The 14,194-nt window shown below is 53.4% G+C and carries 13 protein-coding genes and 1 riboswitch; of the genes, 7 read left to right on the forward strand and 6 right to left on the reverse strand.

Annotation, left to right across the window (positions count from 1 at the left end; genetic code table 11):
* The first annotated feature begins 95 nt into the window (after positions 1-95).
* The 7 genes from JYE49_RS02150 to JYE49_RS02180 all read left to right on the forward strand — a co-directional run bounded on the left by JYE49_RS02150 (position 96) and on the right by JYE49_RS02180 (position 9,694).
* Positions 96-569 carry a hypothetical protein gene (locus JYE49_RS02150; protein WP_093955842.1) on the forward strand — a complete coding sequence of 158 codons (474 nt, stop codon included), beginning with the start codon at positions 96-98 and terminating at the stop codon, positions 567-569.
* Between the two features lie 123 nt (positions 570-692).
* A complete protein-coding gene (locus tag JYE49_RS02155; protein ID WP_093955843.1) occupies positions 693-4,247 on the forward strand; it encodes a DNA polymerase III subunit alpha in 3,555 nt (1,184 codons plus the stop codon).
* Positions 4,248-4,252: 5 nt separating this feature from the next.
* Positions 4,253-4,693: a GtrA family protein gene (locus JYE49_RS02160; protein WP_093955844.1), complete on the forward strand. Its 441-nt coding sequence runs from the start codon at positions 4,253-4,255 to the stop codon at positions 4,691-4,693.
* The gene (locus JYE49_RS02165) at positions 4,690-5,616 is read left to right on the forward strand and encodes an ABC transporter ATP-binding protein (protein ID WP_093955845.1); all 927 of its coding nucleotides are present in this window, start codon (positions 4,690-4,692) and stop codon (positions 5,614-5,616) included. Before JYE49_RS02160 ends, JYE49_RS02165 begins: the two co-directional genes overlap by 4 nt.
* Positions 5,617-5,739: 123 nt before the next feature.
* On the forward strand, positions 5,740-6,450 hold the full coding sequence (locus tag JYE49_RS02170; RefSeq protein ID WP_093955846.1) for an ABC transporter permease subunit: 711 nt from the start codon (positions 5,740-5,742) through the stop codon (positions 6,448-6,450).
* A 111-nt stretch (positions 6,451-6,561) separates the two neighbouring features.
* Positions 6,562-8,070 carry a DUF7088 domain-containing protein gene (locus JYE49_RS02175; protein WP_093955847.1) on the forward strand — a complete coding sequence of 503 codons (1,509 nt, stop codon included), beginning with the start codon at positions 6,562-6,564 and terminating at the stop codon, positions 8,068-8,070.
* Between the two features lie 124 nt (positions 8,071-8,194).
* Complete coding sequence (locus JYE49_RS02180) at positions 8,195-9,694, forward strand: DUF4340 domain-containing protein (protein ID WP_093955848.1); 1,500 nt, start codon at positions 8,195-8,197, stop codon at positions 9,692-9,694.
* Between the two features lie 150 nt (positions 9,695-9,844).
* On the opposite strand, the gene JYE49_RS02185 is transcribed toward JYE49_RS02180, so the two are convergent.
* From JYE49_RS02185 to rpsM, 6 genes are all read right to left on the reverse strand, one after another.
* Positions 9,845-10,324 (reverse strand): hypothetical protein, encoded by a 480-nt coding sequence (locus tag JYE49_RS02185; RefSeq protein ID WP_304583297.1) that lies wholly within the window; start codon positions 10,322-10,324, stop codon positions 9,845-9,847.
* Positions 10,325-10,568: 244 nt separating this feature from the next.
* Complete coding sequence (locus JYE49_RS02190) at positions 10,569-11,081, reverse strand: bL17 family ribosomal protein (RefSeq protein ID WP_093955850.1); 513 nt, start codon at positions 11,079-11,081, stop codon at positions 10,569-10,571.
* 17 nt (positions 11,082-11,098) lie between these two features.
* A complete protein-coding gene (locus tag JYE49_RS02195; RefSeq protein ID WP_093956464.1) occupies positions 11,099-12,043 on the reverse strand; it encodes a DNA-directed RNA polymerase subunit alpha in 945 nt (314 codons plus the stop codon).
* Between the two features lie 41 nt (positions 12,044-12,084).
* Positions 12,085-12,681 carry a 30S ribosomal protein S4 gene (rpsD, locus tag JYE49_RS02200; RefSeq protein ID WP_093955851.1) on the reverse strand — a complete coding sequence of 199 codons (597 nt, stop codon included), beginning with the start codon at positions 12,679-12,681 and terminating at the stop codon, positions 12,085-12,087.
* 18 nt (positions 12,682-12,699) lie between these two features.
* Positions 12,700-13,101: a 30S ribosomal protein S11 gene (rpsK, locus tag JYE49_RS02205; RefSeq protein WP_084096587.1), complete on the reverse strand. Its 402-nt coding sequence runs from the start codon at positions 13,099-13,101 to the stop codon at positions 12,700-12,702.
* Between the two features lie 56 nt (positions 13,102-13,157).
* On the reverse strand, positions 13,158-13,535 hold the full coding sequence (gene rpsM, locus JYE49_RS02210) for a 30S ribosomal protein S13 (RefSeq protein ID WP_084096586.1): 378 nt from the start codon (positions 13,533-13,535) through the stop codon (positions 13,158-13,160).
* 535 nt (positions 13,536-14,070) lie between these two features.
* Positions 14,071-14,178, forward strand: a riboswitch (TPP riboswitch).
* The last annotated feature ends 16 nt before the right edge of the window (positions 14,179-14,194 follow it).

Genomic DNA, 14,194 nt, shown 5'->3' on the forward strand with positions numbered 1-14,194 from the left:
TTTTGGGCTTGTGAATCATTGTGATGGTGATGAGTAATTGACAGAAAATTGAGAAGGAAAGTATAATCAAGGCACTAACCGGAAGGGGATTGAACATGAAGAAGATTATCGGTCTGGTGATTTGCCTGATGATGCTGGTGAGCGGAATTGCAATGGCTGACCAGACGATTGAACTGCTGCCTGGACTGGGCTATGTGGTGGATCTGCCGGATGATATGGAATATGTATCTCCGGAAGCCTCGGAGAATGGTGTTGAAACCTATTTCACCAACGACCTGGAGATGGATTGCATCTGCTATCCGAAATCTGAGGCGGAGAACCTGGGCATGGCGGAAACGCTGAAGGAAACCGTGAAGGTGCTTACAGAGAAGGAATGGGAGGCAGAACTCCGTAAGGTGAGCGGCATCACGATGGTGTGCTTCCGGATGAAGGATGAATCGGACGGAGCTCCGGGTATCGGATACATCTTTGAAGACGGTGACCTGATGATCGAGATTGACTTCTGGTATGCCACCCAGGAAGCGGCGGACAGAACCCTGGAGATCATGTCTTCCCTCAGACAGGAATAATCAATCAAATAATTGCAATTCAGCCGGATCCATGAGGATCCGGCTTTGTGTTTAAAGCTTGATTTGTGGTATAATCAAGTGTTCATATTTGCACAAAATGGCGGTACGGCCGCCGGAGGGATTATGAGCTTTACGCATCTTCATCTGCACACGGAGTACAGCCTGCTGGACGGCGCCTGCCGGATCAGTTCGCTTGCTGACCGGCTGAAAGCGCTGGGGATGGACTCCTGCGCTATTACGGATCACGGCGTTTTGTACGGCGCGATTGATTTCTATAATGCGATGAAGGACGCCGGGATCAAACCGATCATCGGCTGCGAAGCATACGTCTGCCGGGACAGGACAGACAAGTCCATGACCGGCCGTGAAAACAGCCACCTGATCCTGCTGTGCGAGAACAATACCGGCTACCAGAACCTGATGTACCTGATCAGCGAGGGCTTCCTGACGGGTTACTATTACCGGCCGCGGATCGACTATAACCTGATCCGGGAACATCACGAAGGCCTGATCTGCCTGAGCGCCTGCCTGAGCGGCGATCTTCCGAAAATGCTGCTGAACGGGCAGGATGAAAGCGCCCATGCTTATGTACGGGAAATGCAGGAGATCTTCGGCGAGAAGAATTTCTATATTGAGATCATGGATCACAACCTGCGGGAAGAAAAAACCGTGCTGCCGCGGCTGATCAGCCTGGCCCGGGAAATGAATGTTCCGCTGGTTGCGACCAACGACTGTCACTACCTGGAGAAGAAAGACGCACATGCCCAGGAAGTGCTGATGTGCATCCAGACCGGCAAGACGCTGGCGGACGACCAGCGGATGCGGATGGAGACAGAAGAACTCTACGTCAAGAGCGAAGAGGAGATGCGCGCCCTGTTCCGGCAGGTGCCGGACGCTATTGACCGGACGCAGGAGATTGTGGAACGGTGTAACGTTGAGTTTGAATTCGGCGTAACCCGCCTGCCGCACTATCCGGTGCCGGAAGGTGAGACGGCAAAGAGCATGCTGCGCCGCCTGTGCGGGGAAGGCATGAAGAAGCTTTATCCGGACGCCAAAGAGGGAGATGAACCCTATCAGCGGCTGGAGTATGAGCTGTCCACCATTGAACATATGGGCTATGTGGATTACTTCCTGATCGTCTGGGACTTCATCCACTATGCCAAATCCCACGGAATCATGGTTGGCCCCGGCCGCGGCAGCGGCGCAGGTTCTATCGTAGCCTATACGCTGGGCATTACCATGCTGGATCCGCTGAAATACCAGCTGCTGTTTGAACGCTTCCTGAATCCGGAACGCGTCAGCATGCCTGATATTGACGTGGACTTCTGCTACGAACGGCGGCAGGAGGTTATTGACTACGTGGCCCGGAAATATGGATCGGACCATGTGAGCCAGATCATCACCTTCGGTACCATGGCGGCCAAGGGCGTTGTACGCGACGTCGGCCGGGTGCTGGGTATGAGCTATCAGGAAACGGACGCGGTGGCCAAGGCGATTCCCTTTGACCTGGGCATGACGCTGAATAAGGCGCTGAAGATCAGCCCGGTGCTCCGGGAAATGTATGACAACCAGCCGAAGGTCAGGGAACTGATTGATACGGCACTGACGCTGGAAGGGATGCCCCGGCATGCTTCCACCCACGCGGCGGGCGTGCTGATTACCGGCAAGCCGGTAGTGGAATTTGTGCCCCTGCAGCGGAACGACGAGGTCATTACCACCCAGTATCCGATGGGCACCATTGAGCGCCTGGGTCTGCTGAAGATGGACTTTCTCGGCCTGCGGACCCTGACGGTGATCCGGGATACGCTGGATATGATGCGGGAAACCGGCAAGGACATGAAGCCGGAGGATATTCCGCTGGATGATCCTGCTGTTTATGAAATGATCAGCCGGGGCGATACGGACGGCGTGTTCCAGATGGAAGGCGCGGGCATGACCGGCTTCCTGACGAACATGAAGCCCAGCTGCTTTGAAGACATCATCGCTGCCATCTCCCTTTACCGTCCGGGCCCCATGGAATCCATTCCGCGCTATATCGCAGGCAAGGCGAACCCTGCCAGCGTAAAGTATAAAACTGAAAAACTGCGTCCGATCCTGGACGTGACCTACGGGTGCATGGTGTACCAGGAACAGGTTATGCAGATCGTGCGTGACCTGGCTGGATACAGCTACGGGCGGAGCGATCTGGTGCGCCGCGCCATGGCGAAGAAAAAACACAAGGTCATGGAAGAGGAACGGCAGATTTTCGTCCACGGCCTGACGGACAAGGATGGGAACGTCACTGTGCCCGGATGCGTGCGCAACGGCGTTCCGGAGAATGTGGCGAACGAAATCTACGATGAAATGATCGCTTTCGCCAGCTACGCCTTCAACAAGTCCCACGCCGCGGCCTACGGTGTGGTGGCTATGCAGACTGCCTGGCTGAAGCGGTATTATCCCGTGCAGTTCATGGCGGCCATGCTGAACAGCGTGTACGGCAATACCGGCAAGATCGCCGGATACATCCAGTACTGCCGGGGCCGGGATATTTCCGTCCTGCCGCCTAACGTGAACCGGAGCCGCTGGAAGTTTACAGTGGACCGGGACGCGGAAGGAAAAGCCGCAATCCTGTTCGGCCTGGGCGCAATCAAGAGCGTCGGCGAGAACGCCGTTAACGCGATTATCCGCGAGCGGGAAAGCGCCGGACCTTTCCGGGATATCTTTGACTTCTGCCGGCGTATTGATACGGCGGAGTGCAACAAGCGGGTCACGGAGAGCCTGATCAAGGCAGGAGCCTTTGACGGCTTCGGCGCCAATCGTCCGCAGATGCTGGCTGTATATGAGGCGGCCATGGACGCGAACCAGGCGCAGAAAAAGAAGAATGTATCCGGCCAGGTAAGCCTGTTTGATATGTTCGGCGGCGGGGAAGAACAGCCCATGTTTGACGCTGAACTGCGGCTGCCGGACATTCCGGACTGCCCGGCAAAAGCCAAACTGAAAATGGAAAAGGACGCCGCGGGAGTCTATATGACGGGTCATCCGTTGGATGATTATCGGGAGAAGCTGAAAAAGCTGACCTATACGGCGGCTGAAATCACCGAACCCGAAGAGGAAGCCGAGACTCCGGATCTGGACGGAATGTTTGTGGACCTGGGCGGCATCCTGACAGAGGTCAAGGAAAAGGCGACCAAGAAGGGCGACTATATGGCCTTTGTCACCCTGGAAGATATGACAGGGCAGATTGAATGCCTGGTGTTCCCCAGGGTGTTTGAGAAATACCGGCTGCTGCTGAACACGGATGAGGCCGTGGTGATCAGCGGCAAGATCAGCGTGCGGGAGGATGAAGCTCCCAAGCTGCTGGCGGAGCGGGTAACCCGGCTGGAAGAGTGGACAACGCAGCCCTCCACGCTGCGGCTGGAGGAATTCCGGAAGAAGCGGGAAGCACCGAAAACGGACGCCCAGCTGGCGGCTGAAGCAGAGAAAAAAGTCTTCCTGCGGCTGAGCCGGCAGGATATGGACCGGGCCGGCGCCGTGCTGGCGCTGTGCGCGGGAGAGATTCCGGTTTATATGCATATTCCGGAAGAAAAGATTACGCTGCTGTGCCCGAAGGAAAACTGGTGCAGCGCGGATGAAAACTGCATCCAACGGCTGAGGGATGTGCTGGGTGCGGAAAACGTGGTACTGAAACAAAAGGGGTGAGACTCATGGAACAGAAGAAGAGCCGGGCAGCGGAGATCATTCGGTTTGCCCTGACCGGCGGCGTCTGTTTTGTGGTGGAACTGGCCGTACTGATTTTGCTGAAGGGGAAGTTCGGCGTGGATACGCTGATTGCAACGCCCATCGCTTTCCTGATTTCAGTGATCCTGAATTACCTGCTGTGCGTCGTTTGGGTTTTCCGTGGAGCAAAGAACCGGGGAGCTGGCGCAAAGGCAGGCTTCCTGATTACCAGCCTGATCGGCCTGGGACTGAACGAGGTGCTGATGCTGCTGTTCCGGGTGATCCTGGGTGAAGACGCTGTGATACTGACTTTCGGATCCAGAACGATCAACATGTATGTGCTGAACAAGTGCATGGCGACGCTGATTGTGATGATCTGGAATTACTTCTCGAAACGGGCGGTATTGTACCGCAAGGCAAAGCAATGATTGAACTGGAACATGTTACCAAGCTGTACGGAAGCATCCCGGGGCTCCGGGATGTCTCGCTTCATGTTCCCAAAGGGCAGACGGTGGGACTACTGGGCCGCAACGGCGCTGGCAAGACCACGGCGCTGAACCTGATGACCGGCTATTTTCCGCCGACAGAAGGCAAGGTACGGGTGGGCGGAAAGGATATGCTGGCTGACTCGCGGGCCTGCAAACGGATGATCGGCTATCTGCCGGAAAAACCGCCGCTGTATGACGAAATGACGGTGGAGGAGTACCTGGCCTTTGTCAGCGAACTGCGGGAAGTGACCCGGAAAGCAAACCGGGAGCATGTGAACGAGATTATCGAGCTGTGCTCCCTGAAGGAAGTCCGGGAACGGGTTATCGGCCACCTGAGCAAGGGATACCGTCAGCGCGTCGGTATTGCGCAGGCGCTGTGTGGCGCACCGGACGTCCTGATCCTGGATGAACCGACGGTCGGCCTGGATCCGCGGCAAACGGTGGAAATGCGGGAACTGATCCGGAAGCTGGGGAAGGACCACACGGTTGTATTCTCCAGCCATATCCTTACCGAGGTTCAGCAGCTCTGCTCCCGGGTGATAATCCTGAACGAAGGTCGGATGGTACAGAGCATTGACCTGACGGAGAAACCGGCCGACACCCTACGGCTGCGGGTACGTGCAGCCGGACGGAAGGAAGCCCTTCTGGGGGCCCTGAAGGGCCTGCAATGCGTACTGCAAGCAGAAGGAGTCAACAGTCCGGAGGCGGGCACAGCAGAGTTCCTGCTGACCTGTAAAACGGCGGATGAGCAGGGAAGGGCAACGGACCAGATTTTCCGGCTGCTGGCAGGGCTGAACGCACCGATCCGGATGATGACGGAGGAAGTTGATAGCCTTGAGGAGATCTTCCTGAGAAACACATAAGTGTTTCACAGAAAGATCTCAATGAAAACTGAAAACTTAAAACTTAAAACTGAAAAATAATTTAGTGTTTAAGTTGTAAGCGTAAAGTTGCCTGATGGCAGGCAGAAAGGAGGGAAAGTCACTATGAATACGATCCGGAAACGGGAGATACAGGGGTACTTTTATACTTCTGTAGGCTATGTGTTTATCGGGGTATTCCTGATTATTTCCTCCATCCTGTTTTACGTGAGTATACTAAGGACGCGGAGCGGTGAACTGCCGAATTTCATCTATACGATGAGCTATCTGTGGATGCTGCTTTGCCCGATCCTGACGATGCGCCTGCTGGCGGAAGAAAAGCAGAAGAAGACAGATCAGCTGCTGCTGACGAGCCCGGTATCCCTGCCGGGCATTGTGCTTGGCAAATACCTGGCTGCGGTGACGGTACTGCTGATAACCGCGGGGATGACGCTTCTGTTTGTGCTGGTGGTAGCCCTCTACGGCAGGGTGTATCCGGCGGAACTGGCGGTAAACTACCTGGGATTCATCCTGCAGGGCTGCGCCCTGGCCGCACTGGATCTGTTCCTTTCGGGATGCGCGGGCACACCGGTGACGGCTGCGGTTCTGGCGTACGGCGCCAACCTGCTGCTGTGGATCCTGGATGAAATGTACGGCATGATCCAGGTGGAATGGCTCTCGGAGATCCTGAAATTCCTGTCCATATACCGTCGGAATGAGAACATGATCAAGCTGGGGCAGCTGAGTTTCGCAGCGATCCTGTATGACCTGTCCTTTATCGCGGCGTTCCTGGCACTGGCGGTGTTCAGGCTCGATCGAAAAAGATATACGCGGTAAAAATCCTGGATTTTACCGTAATGAAAACTGAAAACTTAAAACTTAAGACTTAAAAATGATTTAAGTTTGTCAGTGCAGAGTGATGAGTGAAGAGTGTAGAGTTGCCCGCGGATGCGGACAGTGAAGAGCGAAGAGTTGCCCACGGGACGCGGGCAGAAAGGAGAGAAAACGCCACCCATGAGCAAAGGGAAGTTTAAAACCGGGAAGTGGAAATACGGTTCCGTATCAGCCCTGATGCTGGCAATGGTGCTGCTGGCGCTGATTGCGCTGAACGCGGGCGTATACGCGCTGGAAAAGAATAAGGGATGGCGTATTGATCTCTCCTTTAACGGCATTCTGTCCCAGAGCGCGGAAACAAAGGCTGTGATTGAAAAACTGGATAAACCGGTTGAGATCTATGCACTGTTCCGGAAATCTTCTGAAAGGGACTGGCTGGAGCTTCAGGAACTGCTGAACAAGTATGCCGCGTCCAGTGATAAGATCACCTGGAAACAGGTGGATCCGGCAGTTAATCCGCAGCTACTGGAGCAGTTTTCGACCGATAACCTGGTGCCGGGAGAGTCCAACTTCATTGTCTGGTGTGAACAGACGAACCGCTTCAGGATCCTTGGCGGCGAGGACTTTATGGGCTTGGAGTACAACCTTGAGACAGGCACAATGGAATATGACAGCCTGACGTTTGAAAGCGCCATTACCGGGGCAATTGCCTACGTGGTGAAGGATCGGGTGCCAAAGGCTGTGATCCTGCAGGGACACGATGAGTATGAACTGCAATACCTGACAGACTTCCAGAACCTGCTGGAAGCCAATCAGTATGAAGTGGAATATCAGACCCTGAGGGATAATGAATATACGCCGGATCCTGAAGACCTGCTGATTTTCTTTAATGCACAGAAAGATCTGACGGATATTGAAATGACAAAGCTGACGGAATTCGCCGCGAAGGGCGGCAGCTTCCTGTTTGTCTGTGATTATAGTGCTCCCATGGCGAATATGCCCAATTATATGACGCTGCTGCGGAGCTACGGATTTGAGCCGCTGGACGGACTGGTTCGCGCCGATCCGCTGGACAAAAATTCCTATTACGAATCCAATCAGTATTTTCTTTTACCTGTGATGTGCTCTACGGATATCACGATGGACCTGGTGGGACTGGGCAGGGATTACCTGATTATTCCGGAAACGAGAGCCTTCGCGGAACCGGAAGAGGGAGACCGGAACCTGAACGTAAGCGTTGTGCTTCGCAGCGCTGATACGGCAATCCGCCAAATTGACAGAACAAACATTGCACCCAGCGTAACAGACGGATATCCGCTGGCGCTGGAAGCCCGTCGTATCACCACGGAGAGTTATGTATCCAGGGCTTTTATCATTGGCTGCGGTGAGGTGCTGATAAGTAAATACCTGTACTCGGTCACACATTGCCAGGAGCTGACGGTGAACGTGATGGAGTTCCTGCTGCAGAATGACGGAACAGGCCTGAATATTACGCCGAAGGATGCGGCTCGTCCAGGATTGAAAACGGAAAGCCTGAGCCTGGGATCGATCCTGCTGATCGCACTGCCGCTGTCGGTGCTGTTTGCGGCGCTGCTGGTGCTGGGACCGAGGAAAAACAGATAACATCTGTTTTTCTAATGAATACTGAAAATTTAAAACTTAAAAATAATAGTTACTGAATGCTATCCTAAAGTAAGCTGGATAGTTTATACATAAGATTAGTGGAAATAATAGAGGAATATAAAGCATGCAAAAGGTGGAAAGACAGAAGCATAAGGACCGGAAGCGGAGAAGGCTGACCGGGGTGATTCTGTGCGCTCTTTTGCTGGTGATCTGCGTTGCGATTGGTTTGCTGCTGCGGGATAAGGCAGAGAAAACGGCCTCTGAAGCGAACGTGAAATATGAAGCACAAACAGGCAATATCTTTCTGCACGAAGAAAGCGAACTGAAAAGCCTGACGCTGATCCAGCAGGGGAAAGATCCCTGGACCGTGGAGACAGACGCGGAAGGCAAACTTCATCTGCTGCATGAGGAAACAGGAGAACCCTCTTCCTGGACGGTGGATGAAAACATCGCAGAACTGCTGATGAGCGTGGCCACAAACCTGACCTATGACGACATATTCGCGGAAAAACGGTCAGAATGGGAAGTCGCTCTGGATGCTTTCGGCCTGAAGGAACCACTGGTAACCGCTGTGTTCAGTTTCCACGACGGCACGGATGTGACTGTGCATGTCGGGAAATCGGCTGATCCTGAAAACAACAGGTACTACTACATGTCTGTGGACGGAGATGAACACCTGTACGCTGTTTCGGCGGGTATTATGGACGATCTGAGCACGGAACAGACCCTGCTTCATCCGGTCCCGCGGCTGGAGATCCAGAGCGCACTGCTGGACAGAATCAGCGTGAAAAATGCAGACGGAAGCATCCGGAAGGAATGGAGCCTGCAGGGAGACGTAAAGGACAGGGACGCGGCGGAAAACTGGCAGCTGACGGCGCCTTTTACTTACCCTGCGGATTACAACTCAATTGTGAACCTGAAGGAAAACGCCGGGAATCTGCGGCTGGGTGTGTTTATAGAAGAGGCAAACGAAGAAACGCTGAAGCTTTACGGCTTTGAAGAGCCTTCGGCAATCCTTGAGTTCCATACGGCAGCAGGATCCACCGGTACGGTAGGGATGAGCGGCGTGTTTGACGTGAGCGACTGGGAAGAACACCTGTATACCCTGACTGTCGGTGGGAGCAAGAGTGAGATGTCTTCTTACGTTCTGTACGAAGGCTGTATCTATTCCGTCAGCGATTTCACAATGAGCGCGTTCCTGAACGTGGAGCCCACAAGCACAGTAGCCCGTTATGTGGTTACTATCCCGCTGACCTCGCTGGAAAGCGCAGTGGTGGAGAAGCAGGGCCAGGAGACGGTTTCCTACGTCCTGGAGCCTGTGGAGGATGCCGGGAACGGGGAAGAAGTGACGGAACAGACATATCGCTGCCTGAAAAACGGCGAAGAAATCCCGTATGAGACGTTTGAAGCTGCCTGGGACAGGCTGCTGACGGTGACGGTGAGCGGGAAGCTTTCACAGGAATATGAGCCGGGGAACGTGCATACCAAGTATACGTTCCGCACAGTAAGCGGCAGGACGCATATCCTTGAATTGTCTGAGCTGGATCAGATGCACGACCTGGTTACGCTGGACGGAGCAAGCAGGTTTTATCTCATAAAAAACGGGATGACAGACTTGCCGTGAGAAGAAAACGACCCATGCAATGCATGGGTCGTTTTTAATGAATACTGAAAACTTAAGACTTAAAACTTAAAAATATTTTTGTTTCCATAAGCATTACTTGTAGAATAAAAATACAGGTGTCTGGATTTTCAGATATGATAAATAAATAATTTATAATTCGTAGCCGATGATGTTTTTGCCGGTATATTTGATGGTGATCTGATCGCCGGAGTTGAAAGCGGGAAGGGGCAGCTCGTTGTCCCAGTAATACCGCTGTTCACGGATGCCATGCTTATCCGGCTCGCCGAGGAGAATCAGCCCGGTGCAGTGTACGCCGTCCACAAGGGAGGGCTCTGCTTCCGCGTGGTCATAGATCAGCGTATCAGTGTGCGTACGGCCCTTCAGCGCGGACTGAACCAGTTTTTTATACCGGTGCAGCGGCAGGCAGAACAGCTCAATGAAGAAAACCGCAACGGCACAGAGAAGGGCAAACAGGACGACGCTCAGCCATTCCACCCGGATGATCATGGAATAGATGAACAGGCCCAGGATTACGGCCAGGATGACGCCCAGCAGGGTGTAGCGCTTTTTCAACTGGGAAGAGAGGGAGAAGAGGTCATTTTCCGAGTAAAGGTCTTTCATAAAAGCCACGCTTTCTTAAATTCATAATTCACAATTCATAATTCATAATTATGTGTTGTGCAGACATGAGAATATCATGATGGTTTATGGAAAAAATGTCAAGGCATTGAGTAAAAAAACGGAAATGGTCGTGTCGAAGGATGACATATAAACCCTATGTGTTGATATTAATGCATGGGTTTTGAGCAATAAGAAAACTCCTGCCCTTGTGCAGGGGGCAGGAGTTTTTGCTTGCTTGATGTGTCGGTTAATGTCAGACCAGCTCGAGAATGACCATCTCGGCGGCATCGCCGCGACGCGGTCCGAGCTTGTAGATGCGGGTGTAGCCACCGGAGCAGTTCTTTTCCGCGTTGCGGGCCTTGTACTTGGGTCCGATTTCACGGAAGAGCTTCTCTACCACAGGATGCTTGTTGTCCTTGGTACGCTCACGGTATTCAGCCTTGTTCTCGTCGGCATTCTTGGCTTCCTTCAGATCGTAGAGGTAAGCCATCATGATGCGGCGGGCATGCAGTTTGGACGGAGCATCGTTCACCACTTCCAGGGTGACCAGCTGTCCTTTGTCGTTATGGGTTTCCTTGGTGGTGGAAACCGTATTTTCGCATTCGCGCACAGCCAGGGTAATCATCTTGTCGGCGATCCGGCGGACTTCCTTGGCCTTGGCTTCGGTAGTCGTGATCCGGCCGTTCCAGATCAGGTTGGTCACCTGGTTACGAAGCAGCGCCTTGCGCTGATCCGCGGTGCGACCCAGCTTGCGTTGGTTAGCCATGGGAATTCCCTCCTAAATTAGTCATCATTGGGGCGAAGGCCCAGACCCAGAGCGCTGAGCTTCTGCTCAACTTCTTCCAGGCTCTTACGGCCCAGATTGCGGACCTTCATCATGTCTTCCTGATTCTTCTGCACCAGCTCAGCAACGCTGTTGATGCCGGCACGCTTCAGGCAGTTATAAGCACGGACGGAAAGATCCAGTTCTTCGATAGTCATCTCCAGAACCTTGTCCTTCTTGTCGTCTTCGGGCTGCACCATGCTCACGGGCATGACCTGGTCGGTCAGGCTGATGAACAGGTTCAGGTGCTCATTCAGAATCTTGGCGGCGCTGGAAATAGCCTCTTCAGGCTTCAGCGTGCCGTTGGTCCAGATCTCAAGGGTCAGCTTGTCATAGTCCGTGATCTGACCTACGCGGGTATCTTCGACCGTGTAGTTGACTTTCTTCACAGGAGTGAAGATGGAGTCGATCGGGATCACGCCGATAGGCATGCTGGGGGTCTTGTTCTTGTCGGCGCTCACATATCCGCGGCCGCGATCGAGGGTCAGCTGCATCTGCAGATGAGCATCCTCATTCAGCGTGGCGATATGGAGTTCCGGGTTGGCGATTTCAACCTCATCATCCGTTTTGATATCGCCGGCAGTCAGTTCGCAGGGGCCCTTCACATCGATGGTGAGCTGCTTGGGGCCATCGGCAAACATCTTGCAGGCCATAGTCTTCAGATTCAGGATGATTTCCGTTACATCTTCCTTGACTCCCGGGATCGTGGAGAACTCGTGCTGCACACCTTCGATGTGCACGGAAGAGACTGCCACGCCGGGGAGGGAGGAAAGAAGCACGCGACGCAGGGAGTTGCCCAGGGTGTGGCCGAATCCGCGTTCAAGCGGCTCGATCACAAAGCGGCCATAGCAGCCGTTCTGTCCAACTTCGACGCAGTCGATACGGGCTTTTTCGATTTCGACGATCATTTCGTTGTACCCTCCTCATTCGGGTTGTCCAGTAATCATTAACGGGAGTAGAACTCGACGATCATGTTCTCCTGAACCTGCAGGTCGATATCTTCGCGGGTGGGAAGAGCGTTGACGGTGCCGGTGAGGTTCTGAGCGTCGAAGCTGAGCCACTTCGGGATCAGCGTGCTGGTTCCTTCACGCAGACTCTTGAACATCTCCATCTCTTCGCTGCGCTTGCGCAGAGTGATCTTATCGCCAACCTTCACCTGGTAGGAAGGAATGTCGACTTTGATATCATTGACCCGGATGTGGCCGTGGCATACGATCTGACGAGCCATACGACGGGTCTTGGCCAGACCAAGACGGAACACAACGTTGTCCAGACGCTGCTCCAGCAGGCGGAGCATGTTGTCACCGGTGATGCCCTTCATGTTGGCGGCCTTCAGGTAGTACTTGTGGAACTGCTTTTCCAGGACGCCGTATACGAACTTAACCTTCTGCTTTTCCTGCAGCTGGGCGCCGTATTCGGAGACCTTCTTGCGGCGGTTTCCGCCGGGATTGCGGGTGGATTTTTTATTGCCATAGCCCATAACGGCCGGGGAAATGTCGAACTTCCGGCATTTCTTGGCAATCGGATCTTTATTCACTGCCATTTCTGTCTGTCCTCCTTCTTACACGCGACGGCGTTTGGGCGGACGGCAACCGTTGTGAGGAATGGGCGTCACGTCCTTGATCATGTTCACATCCAGACCGGCGGCCTGAAGAGAACGGATAGCGGCTTCGCGTCCGGAACCGGGGCCTTTGACATACACTTCAACCGTGCGCAGACCGTATTCCATAGCGGCCTTGGCGGCGGTTTCAGCGGCCATCTGAGCAGCGAAGGGCGTAGACTTCTTGCTTCCGCGGAAGCCCAGACCGCCGGCGCTGGCCCAGGAAAGAGCATTGCCCTGGGTGTCAGTGATGGTCACGATGGTATTGTTGAAAGAAGAACGGATATGGGCAGCGCCGCGCTCAACGAGCTTCCGTTCGCGGCGTTTACGCGTAGCCTTCTTCAGCTTTTGCTTAGGTGCCATTGATTTTACTCCCTCCGTATTATCCGCATAAAAGCGGAATCAATTCAGTCAGAGACTTACTTGGTGGCTTTCTTCTTGCCGGCGATGGTCTTCTTGGGGCCCTTTCGGGTGCGGGCATTCTGCTTGGTATTCTGTCCGCGAACGGGAAGGCCATGACGATGACGAACGCCGCGATAGCAGCCGATCTCAATCAGACGCTTGATGTTGAGCGAAACTTCACGGCGAAGATCACCTTCCACCTTCAGGTTGTGCTCAATGTATTCACGCAGCTTGCTGATTTCGGTCTCGGAGAGATCCTTTACCCGTGTGTCGGGATTCACACCGACTTCCGCGAGCATCTTCTGCGAAGTGGTCAGGCCGATGCCGTAGATGTAGGTCAGGCCGATCTCAACGCGCTTTTCTCTGGGCAGGTCAACACCTGCAATGCGTGCCATTTTAAGTAATACACCTCCGTATGTTGTTTGACCTAATTGGTCAACCGGGAAAAGTTTTGTTTCGCATGGGGCGAGGCAACCCAACCAGGCACCGCGAAACTCGACTCCATGTTGGCTCCTGGTGAAAGCAGGCGCACAACAACACTGACGGACTGCTATGGAAGGTGCAGTCTGCCAGCGCCTAAAGAGACGGGGTTTGATTTCCCACCGGAACACCCGTTTTTCAACGGATGCAGCCGCCCGGTGGCAAACCAGGGCTAACTTCCACAGTTTAGCACAAGGGAAGAAAAATGGCAACGAAAAAATCAAATAAAATCTTAAATTTTTATAAAAATTGTTACAAAATAATTAAATTACAAAATGAAGATAAAAATCTGCATGTTTTTTGCTATCCAAACCGATCGATATAAAATAAGAAAAGAAACAAGATTCCATACCGCATGTTTTTTCTGTGAACTCATCTTGTGTTCTTCCGGAATCAGGCATATAATCCATTCCCGGAGCAGACGCGGGGAAACCTGCGGCTGACCGACAATTAAAAATGCAGGGGAGCTTGTAGTGACAGGCTGAGAGGAAGGTATCACCTTCGACCCTTAAACCTGATGTGGGTAATGCCGCCGTAGGAAGTTATACTGAACACGTATTGACGCAGGAGAAAC

It is taken from the genome of Aristaeella hokkaidonensis (genome assembly GCF_018128945.1).
GTDB classification, from domain to species: Bacteria; Bacillota; Clostridia; order Christensenellales; family Aristaeellaceae; genus Aristaeella; species Aristaeella hokkaidonensis.